Source organism: Aeromonas sp. FDAARGOS 1419 (assembly GCF_019047045.1).
Lineage (GTDB): Bacteria > Pseudomonadota > Gammaproteobacteria > Enterobacterales > Aeromonadaceae > Aeromonas > Aeromonas veronii.
The window spans coordinates 1,264,513-1,284,808 of the sequence record NZ_CP077209.1 but is presented as its reverse complement, the minus strand read 5'-3'; the positions used below and the strand labels follow the sequence as shown (position 1 = coordinate 1,284,808).

Here is a 20,296-nt window from a genome sequence, read left to right as displayed (position 1 = left end):
GCGTTAGCCCTCTCTCTAGCGGGTAGCGCTTTCTTGTCGCGACATGGCTACTTCGTTGGAAAATTCTGAAAAGCGGGTTTTCCACAGGATGTGTTGCGGCAGGCCTTCCTCTCAACCTCTTGGCACGCCTGATGTGTGAAGGGCGTGAGCAGGGGGATTAGAAGAGCGACAGCTGCTCCCCGGGGCGGATAAACCCATCCAGCCTGAGCTGAATATGGCGTTTGCCCAGATCAAGTCGTTTGCTGATAAGGCGAAAGCGCTGGGCCAGCAGATCGGCAAAGTGCCCCTCACCGCGCATGCGGGTACCGAAGGCGGTACTGTTGAGCCCGCCACCGCGGCTGGCTCGCAACTGATTTAAAATAGCCTCCTTCTGGCCCGGATAGTGGGTATCGAGCCAGTCCCCAAATAGCGGCGCCAACTCGTGGGGCAGCCGCAGCAGGATGTAATCGGCGCAACTGGCGCCTGCCTCGGCCGCCGATTTGATGATCTGCTCCAGCTCCGGCTCATTGAGCCGCGGGATCATGGGGGCGGCCAGTACCCCCACCTGCACGCCAGCGTTGGCCAGCTTCTCGATCACTTTCAAGCGGCCTGCGCCCGTACTGGCGCGGGGCTCCAGCTGTCGGCGCAGGGTTTCGTTCAAGGTCGTCACCGACACCATCACCTGACAGAGTCCCTCCCTGGCCAGCTCGGTCAACAGATCGAGGTCGCGCAAGATCATGGCGCTCTTGGTAATGAGGCCGACCGGGTGGCGGTGGGCCAACATCACCTCCAGCAACTGCCGGGTGAGGCGATAGCGCTGCTCGATGGGTTGATAGGGGTCGGTGTTGGCGCCAATGACGATGGTCTGTGGCTGATAGGCCGGTTTGGCAAACTCCCGGCGCAGCAGATCGGCCCCATTGCGTTTGGCAAACAGTTTGCTCTCGAAATCGAGGCCGGGGGAGAGCTCCAGATAGGCGTGGCTGGGCCTGGCATAGCAGTAAATGCAACCATGCTCGCACCCCTGATAGGGGTTGATGGAGCGACCAAAGGGGACATCCGGCGAGCTGTTGTAGCTGATGATGCTGCGTGCATCGATCTCCCGCACCTCGGTGCCAGGCACAGAGGGGGTGAAGGCGGCATCCCACTCGGACGATTGCCAGCCATCATCGACCGCTTCGACAAGGGGGCCGCTAAAACGGTGATCGATATTGTTGGGGCTGCCTCGTCCTGCCATGGTGTGCACCGACACTGTTTATACATACAGTTATTTTGCAGGTACCCCGGATAAATGACAACAACTGCTGATCGACCGGGTGCAAAAAGGGTTGTCGTAGGGATCTCTTGCTTGATCGCAACGCTACATTTCGTTTACATAGACGAAATGAGAACTGGATCACGGAAATCATCATGAGCCCCACCACTTCCCGTTGGCTGTTTATCGGTCTGTTTGCGCTGGTTATCTGGCGTCTGCTTCCGCTCTCCACCGAGCAGGAGATGGTTGCTGCCAACCGTGCCTGGCGTACCGGTCACTTCGATGAGGCGACCCGGATCTGGTCGCCACTGGCGGCGCAAGGGCAACCTAGGGCGCAAGCCTTGATGGGCTGGAGCCATGAAGTGGGGCAGGGGAGCGAGCAGGATATCCATCAGGCCATCAGCCTCTATCGCCAGTCGGCGCAGGCAGGGGATCCCTTCGGCCAATATCGGCTGGCAGAGCTCTATCTGCGCGGTGTCGGGGTCAAGCGAGATCTGCGCCAAGCCTTTCACTGGATGGATCAGGCAGCCCGTAATGGTGACGTCCCGGCCATGCTGAAAGTCGGTGTTCTTCATCTGATGGGGGTCAGCGGCAGGGTCGATCTGCCTCAGGCAAAACAGTGGCTCTATCAGGCGGCACAAAAGGGCAACAAGCTGGCGCTTCAGGTGCTGAAAGAGCTGGCGTTGGCAGAGGAGGGGAGCAGTGACTTTGACTTCAACTGGCAATCCCTGCTTGGCGAATAGTCGGCAGGCGACTCATTTGACTGTAGAAAATATCTGCAAATCCGATACAGCACGCCCGACTTCTGGTAGCATGGGGCCGTTTTGGCTTGGTTTGTCACGTTAGACATGTGGTTTACGTGTCAGGCCGTCTTCGCAAAGTGCTGTGGAGAACCAGAACATCACCTTTTTGAATCTCTTTTCCATCCCGCATGTGACCTTTGGTAGGGGTCACCACTGTATAAGGAAACACATAATGCCAATCATTACTCTGCCTGACGGCAGCCAACGTCAATTTGCCCACTCTGTTTCCGTCATGGATGTGGCTGCGGACATCGGTCCCGGTCTCGCCAAGGCGTGCATTGCCGGTCGGGTAAACGGTGAACTGGTGGATGCGTGCGAGCTGATCGAAGCCGATGCAGCGCTGGCCATCATCACCGCTAAAGACGAAGAAGGTCTGGACATCCTGCGCCACTCCTGCGCCCACTTGCTGGGTCATGCTATCAAGCAACTCTGGCCCCAGACCAAGATGGCCATCGGTCCTGTCATCGACAACGGCTTCTACTATGACGTTGATCTTGACCGTACCCTGACCGATGAAGATCTGGCTGCCCTGGAAGAGCGCATGCTGGCGCTGGTAGCCAAGGATTACGACGTCATCAAGAAGAAAGTCTCCTGGCAAGAAGCGCGCGATGTATTCGAGGCGCGCGGCGAGTCTTACAAAGTCGAAATCCTGGATCAGAACATTGCCCGTGATGACCAGCCAGGTCTCTATCATCACGAAGAGTACATCGACATGTGTCGCGGCCCGCACGTGCCCAACATGCGCCACTGCCACCACTTCAAGTTGCTGAAGATGTCCGGCGCCTACTGGCGTGGCGACTCCAACAACAAGATGCTGCAGCGTATCTACGGTACCGCCTGGGCTGACAAGAAGCAGCTAAAGGCCTATCTGCAGCGCCTGGAAGAGGCCGCCAAGCGTGACCACCGCAAGATCGGCAAGCAGCTCGACCTGTATCACATGCAGGAAGAAGCACCCGGTATGGTGTTCTGGCACAACGATGGCTGGACCATCTTCCGTGAGCTGGAAACCTTTATCCGCGGCAAGCTCAAAGAGTACGACTATCAGGAAGTGAAAGGTCCGTTCATGATGGACCGCGTCCTGTGGGAGCGTTCAGGTCACTGGGAGAAGTATGCCCAGGCCATGTTCACCACCCAGTCCGAAAATCGCGAGTACGCCATCAAGCCGATGAACTGCCCGGGTCACGTCCAGATCTTCAACCAGGGTCTGAAGTCCTACCGTGATTTGCCGCTGCGTATGGCCGAGTTTGGTTCCTGTCACCGCAACGAGCCGTCTGGTTCCCTGCACGGTCTGATGCGGGTGCGCGGTTTCACTCAGGATGACGCTCACATCTTCTGTACCGAAGAGCAGATCATGGAAGAGGTCTCCGGCTGTATTCGTATGGTCTATGACGTCTACGGTACCTTTGGCTTCGAGAACATCGTGGTCAAGCTCTCCACTCGTCCCGAGCAGCGTATCGGCTCCGACGAGATGTGGGATCGCGCCGAGAAAGCCCTAGCCGAAGCGCTGGAGCTCAACGGTCTGAAGTACGATCTGCAGCCGGGTGAAGGGGCGTTCTACGGTCCCAAAATTGAATTTACCCTGCACGATTGCCTTGATCGTGCGTGGCAATGTGGTACCGTGCAGCTCGACTTTGCCCTGCCTGGTCGTCTGGGTGCCACTTATGTGGGCGAAAACAACGATCGCCACGTACCTGTGATGATCCACCGGGCCATCCTGGGTTCTATCGAGCGCTTCATCGGTATTCTGACTGAAGAGTACGCCGGTCTGTTCCCGACCTGGTTGGCACCGACTCAGGCTGTGGTCATGAATATCACGGACAATCAGGCCGATTATGCGGTGAAAGTAGCCAAAGCATTGAATGATGCGGGCCTTCGCGCAAAAGCGGACTTGAGAAATGAGAAGATTGGCTTTAAAATCCGCGAGCATACTTTGAAGCGAGTACCTTTCATGCTGGTCTGCGGCGATAAAGAAGTTGAAGCCGGTAAGATTGCAGTACGGACTCGTAAAGGGGCTGACCTGGGCACTTATCCTGTTGAAGAGTTCATCGCTCTGTTGACCCAGGAAGTTCAGACCCGCGGACAAAAGAAAGTGGAGGAATAAGCTATAAAAGGCGGAAAAAAACTGGGCAAGCAACCGCAAGCCCGCGCTCACCGGATCAATGAAGAGATCCGTCTGAAAGAAGTTCGTCTGACTGGTCTGGATGGTGAAGCCATTGGCATCACATCCATTCAGGATGCTCTGAACTTGGCCGCAGAGGCCGGAGTTGATCTGGTAGAGATCAGTCCAAATGCTGAGCCGCCCGTTTGCCGGATCATGGATTACGGCAAATTCCTCTACGAAAAGAGCAAAACAACCAAAGAACAGAAGAAAAAGCAGAAAGTCGTCCAGGTCAAGGAAATCAAATTCCGTCCTGGCACTGACGAAGGCGACTATCAGGTAAAACTACGCAACCTGGTTCGCTTTCTGGAAGACGGGGACAAGGCTAAGGTCACCCTGCGCTTCCGTGGTCGTGAAATGGCCCACCAGGATCTTGGTATCAAGGTTCTGGAGCGCGTCAAGAACGATCTGGAAGAGTTGGCCGTAGTCGAGTCGTTCCCGAAAGTCGAAGGCCGTCAAGCTGTGATGGTCCTCGCACCTAAGAAGAAATCTTAAGGCCCACAAGAAATTGACTCATGGGGCTCGCCCCATGAGTTGGTTCGCCTTGCGATTTTGTTGTCACTCACAATGCGGAGTATGAAATGCCGAAGATGAAAACCAACCGGGGTGCTGCAAAGCGCTTCAAAAAGACTGGCTCGGGTCGCTTCAAGTGCAAGCACAACCACCTGCGTCACATCCTGACCAAGAAGAGCAGCAAGCGTAAGCGTCAGCTGGGGCCGAAATTCATGGTTTCTGCTGCCGACCACAAACGTGTTGTCGCTTGTCTGCCGTACGCATAAGGGGGGATGTGAAAAATGCCAAGAGTTAAACGTGGTGTGACTGCTCGAGCTCGTCACAAGAAAGTAATGAAAGCCGCCAAAGGTTACTACGGCGCCCGTTCCCGTGTTTACCGCGTAGCGGTACAAGCGGTAACCAAAGCTGGTCAGTATGCCTACCGTGACCGTCGCCAGAAAAAGCGTCAGTTCCGTCAGCTGTGGATTGCGCGTATCAACGCTGCAGCCCGTCAGAACGGTCTGTCCTACAGCCGCCTGATCAACGGTCTGAAGAAGGCTTCTATCGAGATCGATCGCAAGATCCTGTCCGATATCGCCGTTCACGACAAAATGGCTTTCACCGCCCTGGTTGAAAAAGCTAAAGCAGCTCTGGTTTAATCCAGTTCTGTTATAAACGCTAAAAGGAGGCTCAGGCCTCCTTTTTTGTATCTATAACTCTCTGTTTTACATTACTTTTTCCTTTCTCCCGCCCATATTCTGTCCACTGTTTTACACGAGCTGCATATTTCTCCACACAAGGTGATATGTGCGAGATGACCTGTTCTACAAATAGCTTATATGCCAACAAACTAGATGTTTGTTCCATTATTTCAGGAGTTACGGTGAACCGATAAGACTCGCTTGATATAACAAAATGATTTGTAGGGAGAAAAGCCCACCTTAACTATGGTCAGCGAAGGGGCTTTTTTTGTATTATTCCCCTCTTGACCTTATTTAGCCTAAAGGCTCCTGTACCGGGAGTGGTGACGAGGAAGACATGCAACAGCTTGAAGAAGTAGTCGGCCAAGCCAGAGCCGAAATTGAGGGCGTGAGCGATATCGCTACCCTCGACGAAATCCGGGTCAAATATCTGGGTAAAAAGGGCTTTTTTACCGAGCAGATGAAGGGCCTGGGTGCCTTGTCTGCCGAAGAGCGTCCCGCCGCGGGCGCCGTGATCAACCAGGCCAAACAGCAGGTTCAGGATGCGCTGAACGAGCGTCGTGAAGCGCTCGAAGTCGCCGTGCTGAACCAGAAGCTGGCTGCCGAGACCATCGATGTCAGCCTGCCGGGCCGCCGCATCGAGAATGGCGGTCTGCATCCGGTAACCCGCACCATAGAGCGCATCGAGCGCCTGTTTGGCGAGATGGGCTTCAAGGTTGCCCGTGGTCCCGAGATTGAAGATGGCTTTCACAACTTCGATGCGCTGAATATTCCGGCTCATCACCCGGCGCGTACCGATCACGATACCTTCTACTTCAATCCTGATCTGATGCTGCGTACCCACACCTCCGGTGTGCAGATCCGCACCATGGAGCATCAGCAGCCGCCGATCCGCATCATTGCACCGGGCCGCGTCTATCGTAACGACTACGACATGACCCACACCCCGATGTTCCATCAGGTTGAAGGCCTGCTGGTTGACGAGCATGCCAGCTTTACCGAGCTGAAGGGCATTCTGCACGACTTCCTGCGCAACTACTTCGAGGAAGACCTGACCATTCGCTTCCGTCCTTCCTATTTCCCGTTTACCGAGCCGAGCGCTGAAGTGGACGTGATGGGCAAGAACGGCAAGTGGCTGGAAGTGCTGGGCTGCGGCATGGTGCACCCGAACGTACTGCGTTCGGTCGGCATCGATCCGGAAAAATACTCGGGCTTTGCCTTCGGCATGGGCGTTGAGCGCCTGACCATGCTGCGTTACGGGGTCAACGACCTGCGTGCCTTCTTCGAAAACGACCTGCGCTTCCTCAAGCAGTTCAAGTAAGGGCGAGAGAACATGAAATTCAGTAAATCCTGGGTGATGGAGTGGGTCCGCACCGAGTTGAGTGACAACGCGTTGGCCGAGCAGATCACCATGGCCGGTCTGGAAGTGGACGCCGTGGAAGCGGTGGCTGGCCAGTTCAACAATGTGGTCGTGGGTGAAGTGGTCGAGTGCGCCCAACATCCTGACGCCGACAAGCTGCGGGTGACCAAGGTCAACGTGGGTGAAGCCGAGCTGCTGGACATCGTCTGCGGCGCGCCAAACTGCCGTCAGGGCCTGAAAGTGTGTGTGGCCAAAGTAGGGGCGACCCTGCCGGGTGATTTCACCATCAAGAAAGCCAAGCTGCGTGGCCAGCCGTCCCATGGCATGCTCTGCTCTTTCAGTGAGCTGGGTATCGACGTTGAAGCCGACGGCATCATCGAGCTGCCGGCCGATGCCCCCATCGGTACCGATATTCGTGACTACCTCAATCTGAACGACGTCTCCATCGACGTAGATCTGACTCCGAACCGTGCCGATTGCCTCGGTATCGCCGGTCTGGCCCGTGAAATTGGCGTGCTCAACAGCGTGGACGTGGTCGAGCCGACCTGGACACCAGCCGTTGCCACCATTGATGCAACTTTTCCGATCCGGGTTGAAGCAACCGCCGATTGCCCCCGTTATCTGGGGCGCGTCATCAAGGGGCTGAACCTGCAGGCCCAGAGCCCGCTCTGGATGCAAGAGAAGCTGCGCCGTGGCGGCATTCGCTCCATCGACGCCATCGTCGATATCACCAACTACCTGCTGCTGGAATTCGGTCAGCCGATGCACGCCTTCGATCTGGCTACCCTGGAAGGGGAACTGGTGGTACGTCGCGCCCACGCTGACGAGCCGATGACGCTGCTCGACGGCAACGAAGTGAAGCTCAAAGAGACCACCTTGGTGATTGCCGATGCCAAAGGTCCTGCCTGTATGGCCGGGATCTTCGGCGGCAACCGCACCGGTGTATCCGAGACCACTACCGACATCCTGCTGGAGTGTGCCTTCTTCGCGCCGCTCTCCATCACCGGCCGTGCCCGTGCCTACGGTCTGCACACCGACTCTTCCCATCGCTTCGAGCGGGGGGTGGATCCGGAGCTGCAAGCCAAGGTGATGGACAGAGCCACCCGTCTGCTGCTGGATATCTGCGGCGGCGAAGCGGGTCCGGTCATCGAGGTCAAATCCGATGCCCATCTGCCGAAAGCGGCACCCATCAAGCTGCGTCGCAGCAAGCTCGACAAGGTGATCGGTATCAGCGTGGCGGATGCTCAGGTGGTCGAGATCCTGACTCGCCTTGGCATGCAGGTTACTGTGGATGCTGACGGTTGGACTGCGCTGGCACCCTCCTGGCGTTTCGATATCGCCATCGAGGAAGACCTCATTGAGGAAGTGGCTCGCATCTACGGCTACAACAACATCCCGAACCTGAAACCGGCCGCCTCTCTGGCGATGGTTGAGCAGGCAGAAGGGCAGGTGACCTTGAAGCGCGTACGCGACCTGCTGGTTGACCGCGGTTTCCAGGAAGCGATCACCTACAGCTTCGTCGATCCCAAGACCCAGCAAACCCTGTTCCCGCAGAGCGATGCAATCGTACTGCCGAACCCGATCTCGGTCGAGATGTCCGCCATGCGCGTCTCTCTGTTCCCGGGTCTGGTGCAGGCCGTTGTTTACAATCAGAACCGTCAGCAGCCGCGTGTGCGTCTGTTTGAGCAGGGTCTGCGTTTCATCAAGGATGAAAGCGCCGAGAATGGCATCCGTCAGGAGCCGATGCTGGCCGGTATCATCACTGGCAACCAGAGCGACGAGCACTGGGACATCAAAACCCGCGCAGCCGACTTCTTTGATTTGAAAGGGGATCTGGAAGCGGTGCTGGACTTGACCGCCGAAGGGGCCACCTTTACCTTCGAGCGCACCGAGCACAGCGCCCTGCACCCGGGCCAGAGCGCAGCCATTCTGCGTAATGGCGAGATCATCGGCCACATCGGCGTGATCCACCCGAGCCTCGAGAAGAAGCTGGGCCTCAAGAGCCGCGCGGTGATGTTTGAGCTGGAGCTGGACAAGCTGACCCCGGCCAAGGTGCCTGTGGCTGCCGAAGTTTCCAAGTTCCCGGCGAACCGTCGCGACATCGCCGTCGTGGTCGATCGTCAGGTTCTGGCAGGTGATGTGCTTGCGGTAATTAAAAAAGTTGGCGGAAATCAGGTAGTTGGAATAAACTTGTTTGACGTATACCAGGGTGCTGGTATGGCAGAGGACAAGAAGAGCCTGGCCATTAGTCTTGTATTGCAAGACACCCAGCGCACCCTGGAGGAGAAAGAGATTGCCGAGACCGTAGACAATGTCGTGCGGGCCCTTGGTGAAGAGTTGAATGCATCCTTGAGGGATTGATCTATGGCGCTTACCAAAGCCGACATTGCAGAGCACCTGTTCACCCAGCTCGGGATGAGCAAGCGTGAAGCCAAAGATATGGTGGAAGCCTTCTTTGAGGAAATCCGACAGGCGCTTGAGCGTGGTGAACAAGTCAAGATTTCAGGCTTCGGTAACTTTGACCTTCGTGAGAAGAATCAGCGTCCCGGACGCAACCCCAAGACGGGCGAGGATATTCCTATCAGCGCCCGCCGCGTGGTGACCTTCCGGCCTGGCCAGAAGCTCAAGGCCAGGGTAGAAAATGTTGAACCCAACGAGTGATAAAAAGCCAGGCAGATGCCTGGCTTTTGTTTTCAGATGACCAAATTCCCCGTTTTTCTTCTGGGTGCCGTGCTGGCACTGCCATTGCACGCCAAGTCTTTGCAGACCACAGTGCTGCCGTTGGCGCCGGCGACCCAAGCTTATATAAATTCACTGAGTCAGCTTTCGCTCTGCTATCCTGCGACGCTTCCTCCACCATACCTGATGGCCGAGGGGGGACTGCTCAAGGATCGCCTCGCCCGGTTGCAGGAGCTGTTCCCGATTCCGCTGGAACTCAAAGAGCTGCCCGATTGGCAGACATTGCGCAACGGGCTCGCAGAGGGGGAATGCGACATCATTCCCTATGTCGGAACCCGCAAGAAGGCCGTGGAGGGCATGCGGTTAAGTCGTCCGATGATGGAGACAGATGCCGCCATCCTCTACAAGGGTGAAAATCTCAAACAGGCCCGCTTTCTGGTCTACTCGGTGGCAGACTCTGCCCGCCTGCTGCACGAGCTCTATCCTCAGGCACGCATTATTTCCCTAAAAAGCGGAGAGAAGGTCTACGATGCGCTGCAGAGTGGCAAGGGTGATGCCTATCTGGGGGACTATCTGCAACTGCGCTATCTGATGCGCGAGTTTCCTGCCGATGGTTTGCGCCTGCGCCGCCTGTTTGGTGAGGATCGGATCATCAGCTATCGCCTGATGATGCGTGATCAGCCCGAGTTGGCCAATCTGGTGGACACCCTGATCCGTCATATGCCCGCCGGTACTATCTATACCGATCTGGCCCGTTATCTCGATCAGGGGTCGCTCTACGTCAACCAGCCCCACTTCAGCGATACCGAACAGGCCTGGTTATCCGGCCGCGGGCACACCATTCGCCTGGTGGTCAATCCCGAGTTGATGCCCTATAGCGGTGTCAATGATCTGGGAGAGGCGAAGGGATGGAGCGCGGATGTGTTGCGCTGGGTCACCCAGGAGACCGGCCTGAAATACAAGCTGGTGCCTGCCGCCAGCAAGGCGGAGGCCGTAGAAAAGCTGCGCCGTGGTGAGGCGGATATGATGGCCGGCTTGCCGGAATCCCCGGCATTGACGGATCAGTTCATTTTCAGTCGGACGATCTCCACCAACCGGTTTGCCTTGATCAGCAAGCGCAAGCTGGCTGCCGATCGCATCACCCAACTCAAGCGGCAGCGTATTCTGGTGCCGGAGTCCCTCTACGATCCCTCCTTGCTCGCCCTGCTCGGTGATCAGGAGTGGGTTCGCACCGACGGCCTCGAGCAGGGGCTTGCCGCGATCAAACAGGGCAAAGCTGACGCTATGCTGAGCGAGCTATATCAGCTGCAATATCCCCAGCGTACCAACTTGCTGGAAGGGCTCGATATCGAGGAGCTGGAAGATCGCTTCAGTCTTGGCTTTGCCATCAACAAGAGTCAGACCGAACTGGCCGGGGTGATGGATCGCAACCTGATGGCGCTGACCAGCACCCAGATCGACGAACTTAACCAGCGCTGGCGCCGCTTGCTCGTCGTGCAGCAGCCCGGCGTGAGCTACGCCGCCTGGTTTGGCTCCATTGCCATGGCACTGCTGATCAGCGGCATTGTCATCGGCGGGATCTGGCGCTCTCGCCAGCAACTGGCACGGGAAGTCGCCCAGCGTCACGCCGCCGAGAAGGCGCTGGCCATCGAGAGCGAGCTGCGGGAAACCATGTTTCAGGCGTTGCCGGTGCCCGTCTATCTGCGCAATAGCCAGGGCAAGGTGATCAAATCCAATAAACAGGGGCGACGTCTGGCACTGCGCTATTCGCAGCAGTTGATGCTGCCGCCGGTACAGCCGCAAAAGAGCGAAGGGGAGCTGGTGCTGGGGGATCAGGTCTTCGCCTATGCCCAGCATCCGCTGCGGCTGGACAAGCAGGCACCTGCCACCGATCTTATCGCCCTGTCGGATATCAGTGTGCTGCGTGAGCAGGCCCGTTTTCTGCGTCAGGCAGAGCGCCGCCTGCGCGCCCTGACCAATACCGTGCCCGGCGTGGTGCTGCAGTTTATGTTCGAGCGGGGACGGGTAGGGGGTATCGAGTTTATCAGCCGGGGCTGTTACGAGCTGCTGGGGCTGGCGAGCCAGCAGATCCGTCGTGAGCCCAAACGGGTGCTCATTATGCTGGAGCGCGAGGATCGCCGCCGGGTAAGCCGTGAGATGTTCGCCATGTTGCAGGCTGGCAAACCCTTCGCGTTCACCATGCGCTATTACCATCCGACCAAGGGTCTGCGCTGGTTGCAGCTCTATGGCCGTGGCCGCAGTCAGCCGCAGGGGTGGCGGATCTATGCGGTGATGCAGGATGCCACTGCCCGGGTCGAGCAGGATCAGGCATTGCAGCACTCCCATGAGCAGGCGCAACAGGCCGTGCTGGCCAAGGGGCGCTTTCTGGCCGCCATCAGCCACGAGATCCGCACGCCGATGAACGCCATGCTCGGCTTGCTGGAGTGGCTGGCCAGCACCCCTTTGTCGAGAGAGCAAGACTCTGCGCTGGCGCGGGTGCGTCAGGCGGGGGATGAGCTGCTCGGCCTGCTCAACGATGTGCTCGACTTTAGCCGCAACGAAAACAGCAAACTCTCCCTCTCGCCGCAACCCACCGATTTTGCCGAGCTGTGTGAGCACGTGGCGGCGGTGCACTGGACCAAGGCGCGGGCCAAGGGGTTGCAACTGCGCCTTAAGTTGGCCCCGGCTCTGCCAGCCCTGCAGATCCTCGACCCTCACCGGGTACGGCAAGTGCTCCACAACCTGCTCTCCAATGCCATCAAGTTCAGCCTGCGTGGGGAAGTGGTGCTGTGGGCCGAGGTGGTCGCATCGACCTTGCGCTTTGGTGTGGATGATCAGGGACCGGGGATCACCGCCAAGATGCGCACCACGCTCTTTATGCCGTTCGAGCAGATGGGTGGTCTTATCGATGTCGAAGGGCGCGTCGGTGGCGGTAGCCGCTTCTATTGCGAGTTGCCGCTGAAGCGGGTGCAGCAGGAGCCGGACTGGCAGCCCAATGTGCGTCAGCTGGCACTCTCTTTACCCCACGATGAGGCGCAAGCGCTGTCGCCCTGGCTTAGTCGATTGGGGATCGTCACCGTCAGCAACGCCGTTGATACGCTGCAAGCGGAGGTGGACGAGAAGGGGCTCTACTATTGGGCCTGGCAAGGGGAGTCCTGGGTTCCCGGGACCATCATCACCCTGCTGCAGCCACGGTTGACCCCGGATCAACCGGTGGCCGGCACCCAGCCAGGGCTCGGTATGCGGGTACTGCTGGTTGAAGATCACGATGTCAATCGCGAGCTGATCAGCCTGCAACTGGGGCAACTTGGTGCCAGCGTTATCACTGCCGCCAACGGGCAGCTGGCGCTGGAGATGCTGGCGCAGCAGGAGGTGGATTTTGTGCTGACCGATCTGCAGATGCCGGTGATGAACGGGGCCGAGCTGTGCAGGCAATTGCGCCAATCCGCCCGTTGGGCCCGTCTGCCGGTCTATGTGATCACCGCAGATCTCAGTGATCAGGCGGCAAGGGAGCTGCAATCCTGCGGTTGCGATGGCCATCTGGACAAGCCGGTCGCCCTCAAGGAGCTGGCGACCTTGCTGCGCCATATTGCCAAAGAGGGGAGCAATGCTGTCGTCCCGACACCGGTCGCCTCGCTGCTGACCGATGAACTGGCCGCCCTTTATCTGAAGGCTACCCGTGATGATTTGGCCGAACTTGAGCGCTGCAGCACAGAAGAAGATGAAGTTGGCGTGAATGCTGCTTTACACAAGTTGAAGGGGGCCGCCAGAATGGTAGGGGCGACTGCGTTGGTGGCGGTCATTGAAGAGTGGCAACAGGCGCCCCATCCGATGCTGCAAGTCAGATTGAACCGGGCACTGGATGAGTTCAGCCAGCAGTTTTCAACGAGGGCTCAAGATGATCATCACTGATGAAGAATTACTGGCGTTGCTCGATTCGGAAGAGCATGAGGCGGCAGGATTTTGCCCCATTGTGCTCTATGCCCTCGACAGCACCGCCCATGAGTTGGCCAGCACCATGACATTGCCCTCCTATGTCACGCTGCACCGTACCCGACCAGATGCCTGCTGGCAGTGGGAAGGGCTGTTTGCGGCAGGTGCCATTGCCCTTTACGACCCCGCCGCTCATCAGCAGGCGGACTACTTCCCCCAGTTGCAGCAGCATGAGGGGATTTACGCTATCGGCGAGGATTGGCTGGGGGGGCTTGCCGCCAGTTATCGTGACTGGTGCAACTGGCTGGCCGCTAACAAGGTGCTGCTGCTCGAGGATCACCCGTTTCAGGGGATGCAACTGCAACAGACCATCGCCGGGTTGGGGCTATCCTGTCAGTGGGTACAGGATGAATCGGCCTGTCTTGCGGCATTGTCGGCGGGCGACATCAGCCTGCTGGTGTGCGATCTCAGTCTGGTGGAGCAAGATGCCATCAGTCTGCTGATGAACCAGCCCCAGTTGCAGGAGGCCGGGCTGCCCATTGTGCTGCTTTCGGCCCATGAGCAGACGCTGATCGACGGTGCCCGCCGCCTGCTGCACGATGCCGGTTTCAATATTCTGGCGGCGCTGGCCAAGCCGCTTGATTGCGACGAGCTGCTCAGGTTGCTGCGTCGACTCTATCTGGGCCCGCTGCGTCAGCAGCGCTTGAGCGGCCAGCGCCGCTCCATCCGCCGGTGGCAGGGGGAGGTGCAGGGTCAGCTTGGGCTGCTCTCCAGTCCCGCGACCCCTCATCCGGTCTGGCTGGCGGTAACGGGCTTACCCAGCCGCTGGGAGGCGCTCAAGGAGTGGCTGACTGAGCAGTCGCGCACCCCAGCCGAACTGACCCTGCTGATCCACCGTCGAGACCACCTGCTCGGCAATGCCGATCGCTTCGCGCTGGTGCTGCAAGCCAGCCTGGCGGGGAGCAAGCTTGCGCTGCTGCTCGATAACAGCCAGCATCTGCCATTCGATCTGCTGGAGCGTTTGCCGCTGCAAGCCTTGCTGCTGGGGCAGGGGATCTTGCCGGAGATGGAGTCCTTGACCGGTGACTCCCTGCTGGGACGCTTTATGGCCAGGGTTCGGGAGCTGGGGATCGCCGTCTATCTGGATGATCCTTACAACCTGCTCGACGTCGAGGTGTGGCGAGAGCGCGGTATGACGGGGCGCTGGTAAGCCATGCCGCGCTACCTCTGCTGGCCCATGCACCGGGAGCGCCTTGGAAAAGGGCTGGATGGCTGGCCTCATCCGGTTTCCCGGGCCGCGCTGCCACTGGCGATGCAGGTCTCCGGGGTGTCTTGCCTGCTGCGCGAGCTGCATGGTGTGGCGCCTGCCCGCATGCTGGCTGCTTACGATGCATTGAGTGAAGAGAGCATCTATCTGCGCTTTATGCGTCCGAAACGGACGCCGCCACCGGAACAGGTGGCCCAATTTCTCAATTACCATCCCGAACAACAGATTTCGCTGTTGCTGACCGATCTGGCCGGTGAGCCGCTGGCTCAGGCGCAATCAATCTGCCGCCGCCTTCATCCCGAACGGGCGGAGTTCTCCTGCATCGTGGCTGATCACTTTCAGCACAAGGGGGCGGGGAGGCGCATTCTGCTGGCGCTGGCACTGCTGGCCAGAGCGGACGGGATCCGGGAGTGGACGGCGGAAGTGCTGGCCCAGAACCGGCCCATGCTGACTCTGCTCAAGCGCCTTGGTTTGCCGCTGACCCTGGTGACCGGGCGGGAGATGGTCTTTGTCAGGCTGGATCTGTCGGTACTGGATGCCTGGTTACCCGCATAGCCACCGGCGCCGCTTAAGACCAAGGGCGAATAGTGACACTTTTTTCCCTGTGCTAAGGTCACCTTTATTGTGCGGGGATAGACGGAGCAGCTTATGGCGCAGTCATATAAACATATCGTGATCCTGACCGGCGCGGGGATCTCTGCCGAATCCGGCATCAAGACTTTTCGTGCCTGCGATGGTTTGTGGGAAGAGCACAAGGTCGAGGATGTGGCGACCCCCGAGGGGTATGCCCGGGATCCCGAACTGGTGCTGCGCTTTTACAACTCCCGCCGCAAACAGCTGCAACAGCCTCAGGTTCACCCCAATCCGGCCCACTATGCGCTGGCCCGCCTCGAGCGACTGCTGCCCGGTTCGGTGACGCTGGTCACCCAGAACATCGACAATCTGCACGAGAGCGCTGGCAGCAAGAACCTTATCCATATGCACGGCGAGCTGCTCAAGGCCCGCTGTCCCGAATCCGGTCAGGTGATCGAGTGGCGCGGTGATCTCCATCAGGACGAGCTCTGCTCCTGCTGCCAGTTCCCTCAGCCGATGCGTCCCCATGTGGTCTGGTTTGGCGAAATGCCGCTCGGGCTGGATCGGATCTATAGTGCGCTGGCCCAGTGCGATCTCTTTATCTCCATCGGCACCTCTGGCGCCGTCTATCCGGCCGCCGGGTTTGTCCATGAAGCGGGATTGAACGGGGCGCACACCATCGAGCTCAATCTCGAGCCGAGCGAGGTGGGTAGCCAGTTTGACGAAAAACGCTATGGCCCTGCCTCCCTGCTGGTGCCCGCCTATGTCGATGAGTTGCTGGAGGCGTGCGGCATTCATCAACCGAGGCAAGTCGAGGGGCACAACTGGATGGAGATGCGAGGTCCCTGAGCTACTGTGCGACGGGACAGTTGCAATGGTTCGGTGAAATCGCCACACTGGCAACCATTTAAAAAATGGGACGCAGTTGGCGCAAATTACCATGACCGCAGTCAAGCAATGGATCGCTTTTTTTCTCCTAGTGCTGGCCAGTGCCAGTGCATCGGCCTCCATCCCCCTGATGACCCTGATACTGCCAGATGGCCAGCAGGTGAACCTCGATGAGGCGGCTCTCTCCGCCTTGCCACAGACCGAATTCACCACCACTACCCCCTGGACTCAGGGCGCCCACCACTATCGCGGGCCGACCCTGTCAGCCGTGCTGGCGGCGCAAGGGATCCCGGATGCTCGCAAGATCGCCGTCTCGGCCCTCAACGGCTATCAGCAGGTGGTGGATCTGGCCCTGTTCGACGGTGTGCCGCTAACTCTGGTGCGTCAGGAGGACGGCAAACCGCTGACCCGGCGTAACAAGGGGCCGCTCTGGCTGCTCATCCCGTTCACCACCTATCCCAAGCTGGACGTCCCTGCCATTCACAACTGCATGGTGTGGCAGGTGACCCGCATCGAGATCGTCGATTGATGGGGCTATCCCGCCAAAATCTGCTGTTGGTTGCGGTGTCGCTGCTGTTTCTGCTCTCGTCGGGCAGCAGCCTCTATCTGCAGTATCGGCAGGAGCAGCTGGTCGATACTTTCTACCGCAATGTCCACTGGAACATCAGCCAGGTAATGCTCGAATCCCAGCGTTTCCTCTACGACCTGCAGCTCTATCGGGCTGGCAGATTGTCGATGGAGACCCTGAGCCTCGATTACGATCTGCTGTGGAACCGGCTCGACATCTTCCTCATCAGCAGTGAAACCGCCGAGATGCGCCAGCGGCACGGGCTCGGCAAGGTGCTGGCCACCCTGTTCGAGCAGATCAAGCAGCTCGAACCCCAGATGGAGGCCGGTGCGCTGCGCGAGGGGGCTGAGCTTGCCCGCTTGCAGGAGGCGATCGCCAGCCAGACCCGTCTCGTCGAACAGATAGGGGATCAGATCCTCTCCGGTCAGGAGCGGGAGCATTCGGTCAGCCAGATCCGCAACAGCCTGTTCTGGCTGCAGATCTGGCAACTGATCCTGCTGCTGACCGGTGGCGCTCTGGTCGCTGCCCTCATTCGCGCCAATCTGGCGAACCGTCGGCTTGCCCTGCTCGATCCCCTGACCCTGCTTGGCAACCGCCGTGCCCTGCAGGAGCAGCTCTCTCGCGCTCTGCATGCTGATGATGTGAGCGCCCTGGTGGTGCTCGATCTCAAGCGCTTCAAGCAGGTCAATGATCTGCTGGGTTATCAGGTCGGTGATCGGCTGTTGCAGATGGTGGCCAACAAGCTGCAGCAGGCCCATGGCAGCCACGCTTACCGGCTCGGCGGAGATGAATTTGCCGTGGTGCTGACCAAGGCGAATGATGCGCTGGAAACCACCATTCATGAGCTGGTGGATCTGCTCCATTTCGAGTTCGTGACCCGGGAGTGCAGCTTCGATCTGGCCTGTCGACTCGGGGTCGCCAAGGCGCAGCAACAGGATGCCGCCCGGCTGCTGGATCAGGCCATCCTGGCCCTTAACCAGGCCAAGCGTAGCCAGGAGGGGGCGATCAGCTGGTTTGAGCCTGCCATGCTGCAACAGTTGCAGTTGAGTCAACAGCAGCTTCATCAGCTGCGAGAGTGGCTGGCGGGGCGCGAGCCTGCACCGCTGCGAGTGGCATTGCAGGCGCTGACGGACGGACAGGGCAACGAGATGTGGCAATTGGCGCTTGAGTGGCGTGAGCAGGGAGTCCCATGCCATATGCGCTGGCTGCAGGAGTGCGGCGTACTGGGGCCCGTGTTGGCCCGTGTGCTGCAAACGCACGAGGCGCAGTATGCCGATGGTCGGGCACTGCTGGTCCCGCTCGACAATCAGGCCCAGCTGACCCATCTACTGGCCTATTTGCCGGAGGCTTCCCGCACGCCGCTGGTGTTGCTGGTGCCGATGCTGCAGCAGGATGGTGCCTTGCTGGCGGGATTGCGGCAACAGGGTTGCACTCTGGCGCTCAGAGCGATTGGCAGCACCACCGCGGCGCAGCTGGCAGCAGGCTGGCCCGTTCGCTACTGGCTGCCGCAGGGTGATGAAGATGGCGAGTTGTTGCAGCCTCTGGCCAGACGATTGGGGCTGGTGCCACTGCAAGTGCTGGCAGCCAGGGAGACCCGGTCGCTGGCCTGAGGGCAAAAAGCGGTATTGCACCGGCAAGAGACAAAATGAAACAAGGCGACCTCGGGGTCGCCTTGTTTCATTTATTGCCCCTGAACGTCAGGTGCGAGGGGCGCAGGATTGCCTGATCACTAAATCCGGGTCAACCGTGATCAGGTGGTCTGCAACCGTCTCACCGTTGATGCGGGCCAGCAGGCGGGTGACGGCGAGGCGTCCCAGCTCCTCTTTGGGCTGGTTGACGGTGGTGAGCGGCGGCGACATAAATTCAGCCAGCGCCACATTGTCGTAGCCGACAATGGAGAGGTCGCGCGGGATCACCAGCCCCGCCTGATGGGCGGCACTGATAGCCCCCATCGCCATCATGTCGTTGCAGACAAAGAGGGCGGTGGGGCGCTCGGGCAATGCCAGCAGACGAGTCATCGCCTGATGGCCGCTGGCGCAGTCAAAGTCCCCCTCCTGAATCCAGTCAGGATTGACAGTGAGTCCTGCCTCCTGCAGTGCCTGCTCAAAGCCAGCCTGCCGCTGGTTGGCGGGGGCGCGGCTGTGGGGGCCGGTGATGCAACCGATGGCGGTGTGGCCCAGCTCAATCAGATGGCGGGTCGCCAGATAACCGCCGTGGAAGGAGTTGTCGGCGATAAGATCCACATCCTCGCTGACCAGCCCCCAATCCATCACCACCACCGGCAGGCTCTTGAGCCAGTCGAGCTGGTTGAACACCTCTTGCTGTCCTTCGCTACACATGATGAGCAGGCCATCGACCCGCTTGCGCAGCATCATCTTGAGGTAGGAGAGGGCGGTTTCCGCCTGACCTTCGGTGTTGCCCAGCATCAGGTTGTAGCCCTGCTCGAAGCAGTAGCGCTCCACCCCGCGCACCACCTCGGCAAAGAAGGGGTTGCTGGAGGTGGTGACCAGCATGCCGATACTGTTGGTCTCCTTCACCTTGAGGCTGCGGGCAACCAGGCTCGGGGCATAGTTGAGCTCGCGCATGGCCGCAAAGACCCGCTCGCGGGTCTCCTCGGCCACAAAGCGGGTTTCGTTGATGACGTGGGAGACGGTGGTGGTGGAGACCCCCGCCAGCGCCGCCACCTCCTTGATATTGGCCATCAGTGCCCCTGCGCAGTCTGCTCAAGCAGGAAGGTGTCGACCTCCTGCTTGCTCGGGATGGAACTCTGGGCACCGAATCGGGTGACGGAGAGCGCTGCGGCACCGTGGGCAAAGCGCACCGCGCTGTGGAAATCGGCACCGGCCAGTTCCGCCGCCAACAGGGCGCCGTTGAAGGTATCGCCCGCGGCTGTGGTATCCACCGCCTTGACCCGAAAGCCCGGGATCAGCTGTTGCTGCTGTGCGTTGCTGCAATAGACCCCCTGCGACCCCAGGGTGATCATCACATCCGCAATCCCCATCTGGTGGAAGCGGGCTGCCGCCTCGCGGGCACTCGCTTCATCGGTGACTTTCACGCCGGTCAACAGCTCGGCCTCGGTCTGGTTGGGGGTGATAAGATCCACCAGCGCCAGCAGTTCGCTCGAGAGCGGACGGGCAGGGGCGGGGTTGAGCACCACCCGGGTGCCGTGGGCGCGGGCCAGCCGTGCAGCTTCATGGACGCTCTCGAGCGGCACTTCCAGCTGCAACAGCAGGGTGTGGGCGTCGGCGATCATGGCTTCGTGGTTTTTCACCACAGCCGGAGTGATGGCCCCGTTGGCTTCGGCGGAGATACCGATACTGTTCTCCCCCTCATCGCTCACATAGATGATGGCGATACCGGTCGGGAGCTTGGGATCGAGCTCGACGGCACTGACGTCAATGCCATCTTTGGCAAAGCCGGCTTTCATCTGGTGGCCGATGGCGTCATCGCCGATGCGGGCGATAAAGGAGACGGGGGCGCCAAGGCGGGCGGCCGCAACCGCCTGATTGGCCCCCTTGCCACCGGGCACTACCTGATAGCTGTGACCGGTCAGGGTTTCACCCGGGCGAGGAAAGTGGGGAACACGCAGCACATGGTCTGCATTGACACTGCCCAGAACGACGAGACGATTCATGTTGACTAC

Annotated in this window: 17 protein-coding genes; 14 read left to right on the top strand and 3 right to left on the bottom strand. The window is 59.3% G+C overall.

Annotated elements, in window-relative coordinates; genetic code table 11:
- Nucleotides 1-157: 157 nt before the first annotated feature.
- Nucleotides 158-1,213: a PA0069 family radical SAM protein gene (locus I6L49_RS05630; protein ID WP_216950814.1), complete on the bottom strand. Its 1,056-nt coding sequence runs from the start codon at nucleotides 1,211-1,213 to the stop codon at nucleotides 158-160.
- A 173-nt stretch (nucleotides 1,214-1,386) separates the two neighbouring features.
- Here I6L49_RS05630 and I6L49_RS05625 point away from each other — a divergent pair, with 173 nt between their 5' ends.
- From I6L49_RS05625 to I6L49_RS05560, 14 genes are all read left to right on the top strand, one after another.
- A complete protein-coding gene (locus I6L49_RS05625; RefSeq protein WP_216950813.1) occupies nucleotides 1,387-1,974 on the top strand; it encodes a tetratricopeptide repeat protein in 588 nt (195 codons plus the stop codon).
- Between the two features lie 232 nt (nucleotides 1,975-2,206).
- The gene (thrS, locus tag I6L49_RS05620) at nucleotides 2,207-4,135 is read left to right on the top strand and encodes a threonine--tRNA ligase (protein ID WP_005336690.1); all 1,929 of its coding nucleotides are present in this window, start codon (nucleotides 2,207-2,209) and stop codon (nucleotides 4,133-4,135) included.
- 21 nt (nucleotides 4,136-4,156) lie between these two features.
- Nucleotides 4,157-4,687, top strand: coding sequence for a translation initiation factor IF-3 (gene infC, locus I6L49_RS05615; RefSeq protein ID WP_196783562.1), 531 nt, complete (start codon nucleotides 4,157-4,159; stop codon nucleotides 4,685-4,687).
- Nucleotides 4,688-4,773: 86 nt separating this feature from the next.
- Nucleotides 4,774-4,971: a 50S ribosomal protein L35 gene (gene rpmI, locus I6L49_RS05610; RefSeq protein WP_005336688.1), complete on the top strand. Its 198-nt coding sequence runs from the start codon at nucleotides 4,774-4,776 to the stop codon at nucleotides 4,969-4,971.
- A 15-nt stretch (nucleotides 4,972-4,986) separates the two neighbouring features.
- Nucleotides 4,987-5,343, top strand: a complete 357-nt coding sequence (gene rplT, locus I6L49_RS05605; RefSeq protein WP_005336687.1) for a 50S ribosomal protein L20 — start codon at nucleotides 4,987-4,989, stop codon at nucleotides 5,341-5,343.
- A 379-nt stretch (nucleotides 5,344-5,722) separates the two neighbouring features.
- On the top strand, nucleotides 5,723-6,706 hold the full coding sequence (gene pheS, locus I6L49_RS05600; protein WP_005336686.1) for a phenylalanine--tRNA ligase subunit alpha: 984 nt from the start codon (nucleotides 5,723-5,725) through the stop codon (nucleotides 6,704-6,706).
- 12 nt (nucleotides 6,707-6,718) lie between these two features.
- Entirely contained in the window at nucleotides 6,719-9,106 is a 2,388-nt protein-coding gene (gene pheT, locus I6L49_RS05595) for a phenylalanine--tRNA ligase subunit beta (RefSeq protein WP_216950812.1), read from the top strand.
- Between the two features lie 3 nt (nucleotides 9,107-9,109).
- On the top strand, nucleotides 9,110-9,406 hold the full coding sequence (gene ihfA, locus I6L49_RS05590) for an integration host factor subunit alpha (RefSeq protein ID WP_005300715.1): 297 nt from the start codon (nucleotides 9,110-9,112) through the stop codon (nucleotides 9,404-9,406).
- A gap of 15 nt (nucleotides 9,407-9,421) precedes the next feature.
- Nucleotides 9,422-13,336: a transporter substrate-binding domain-containing protein gene (locus tag I6L49_RS05585; RefSeq protein ID WP_216950811.1), complete on the top strand. Its 3,915-nt coding sequence runs from the start codon at nucleotides 9,422-9,424 to the stop codon at nucleotides 13,334-13,336.
- Nucleotides 13,323-14,567 carry a response regulator gene (locus I6L49_RS05580; RefSeq protein WP_069554828.1) on the top strand — a complete coding sequence of 415 codons (1,245 nt, stop codon included), beginning with the start codon at nucleotides 13,323-13,325 and terminating at the stop codon, nucleotides 14,565-14,567. The genes I6L49_RS05585 and I6L49_RS05580 overlap by 14 nt, the downstream gene beginning before the upstream one ends.
- Nucleotides 14,568-14,570: 3 nt before the next feature.
- Complete coding sequence (locus I6L49_RS05575) at nucleotides 14,571-15,179, top strand: GNAT family N-acetyltransferase (RefSeq protein ID WP_216950810.1); 609 nt, start codon at nucleotides 14,571-14,573, stop codon at nucleotides 15,177-15,179.
- 93 nt (nucleotides 15,180-15,272) lie between these two features.
- Nucleotides 15,273-16,046: a Sir2 family NAD+-dependent deacetylase gene (gene cobB, locus I6L49_RS05570; protein WP_005336680.1), complete on the top strand. Its 774-nt coding sequence runs from the start codon at nucleotides 15,273-15,275 to the stop codon at nucleotides 16,044-16,046.
- Between the two features lie 91 nt (nucleotides 16,047-16,137).
- Entirely contained in the window at nucleotides 16,138-16,614 is a 477-nt protein-coding gene (locus tag I6L49_RS05565; protein ID WP_043820367.1) for a hypothetical protein, read from the top strand.
- Nucleotides 16,614-18,263, top strand: a complete 1,650-nt coding sequence (locus tag I6L49_RS05560; RefSeq protein ID WP_216950809.1) for a diguanylate cyclase — start codon at nucleotides 16,614-16,616, stop codon at nucleotides 18,261-18,263. Before I6L49_RS05565 ends, I6L49_RS05560 begins: the two co-directional genes overlap by 1 nt.
- Nucleotides 18,264-18,350: 87 nt before the next feature.
- Here the strand turns inward: I6L49_RS05560 and I6L49_RS05555 are convergent, their stop codons facing one another.
- Together I6L49_RS05555 and rbsK are read right to left on the bottom strand one after the other, a co-directional pair.
- On the bottom strand, nucleotides 18,351-19,355 hold the full coding sequence (locus tag I6L49_RS05555) for a substrate-binding domain-containing protein (protein WP_216950808.1): 1,005 nt from the start codon (nucleotides 19,353-19,355) through the stop codon (nucleotides 18,351-18,353).
- Complete coding sequence (gene rbsK, locus I6L49_RS05550) at nucleotides 19,355-20,287, bottom strand: ribokinase (RefSeq protein WP_216950807.1); 933 nt, start codon at nucleotides 20,285-20,287, stop codon at nucleotides 19,355-19,357. The genes I6L49_RS05555 and rbsK overlap by 1 nt, the downstream gene beginning before the upstream one ends.
- Nucleotides 20,288-20,296: the final 9 nt, after the last annotated feature.

Coding starts and splice junctions, on each gene's coding strand:
- I6L49_RS05630 (WP_216950814.1), bottom strand. CDS start 1,213: ATGGCAGGACGAGGCAGCCCCAACAATATCGATCACCGTTTTAGCGGC.
- I6L49_RS05625 (WP_216950813.1), top strand. CDS start 1,387: ATGAGCCCCACCACTTCCCGTTGGCTGTTTATCGGTCTGTTTGCGCTG.
- thrS (WP_005336690.1), top strand. CDS start 2,207: ATGCCAATCATTACTCTGCCTGACGGCAGCCAACGTCAATTTGCCCAC.
- rpmI (WP_005336688.1), top strand. CDS start 4,774: ATGCCGAAGATGAAAACCAACCGGGGTGCTGCAAAGCGCTTCAAAAAG.
- rplT (WP_005336687.1), top strand. CDS start 4,987: ATGCCAAGAGTTAAACGTGGTGTGACTGCTCGAGCTCGTCACAAGAAA.
- pheS (WP_005336686.1), top strand. CDS start 5,723: ATGCAACAGCTTGAAGAAGTAGTCGGCCAAGCCAGAGCCGAAATTGAG.
- pheT (WP_216950812.1), top strand. CDS start 6,719: ATGAAATTCAGTAAATCCTGGGTGATGGAGTGGGTCCGCACCGAGTTG.
- ihfA (WP_005300715.1), top strand. CDS start 9,110: ATGGCGCTTACCAAAGCCGACATTGCAGAGCACCTGTTCACCCAGCTC.
- I6L49_RS05585 (WP_216950811.1), top strand. CDS start 9,422: ATGCCTGGCTTTTGTTTTCAGATGACCAAATTCCCCGTTTTTCTTCTG.
- I6L49_RS05580 (WP_069554828.1), top strand. CDS start 13,323: ATGATCATCACTGATGAAGAATTACTGGCGTTGCTCGATTCGGAAGAG.
- I6L49_RS05575 (WP_216950810.1), top strand. CDS start 14,571: ATGCCGCGCTACCTCTGCTGGCCCATGCACCGGGAGCGCCTTGGAAAA.
- cobB (WP_005336680.1), top strand. CDS start 15,273: ATGGCGCAGTCATATAAACATATCGTGATCCTGACCGGCGCGGGGATC.
- I6L49_RS05565 (WP_043820367.1), top strand. CDS start 16,138: ATGACCGCAGTCAAGCAATGGATCGCTTTTTTTCTCCTAGTGCTGGCC.
- I6L49_RS05560 (WP_216950809.1), top strand. CDS start 16,614: ATGGGGCTATCCCGCCAAAATCTGCTGTTGGTTGCGGTGTCGCTGCTG.
- I6L49_RS05555 (WP_216950808.1), bottom strand. CDS start 19,355: ATGGCCAATATCAAGGAGGTGGCGGCGCTGGCGGGGGTCTCCACCACC.
- rbsK (WP_216950807.1), bottom strand. CDS start 20,287: ATGAATCGTCTCGTCGTTCTGGGCAGTGTCAATGCAGACCATGTGCTG.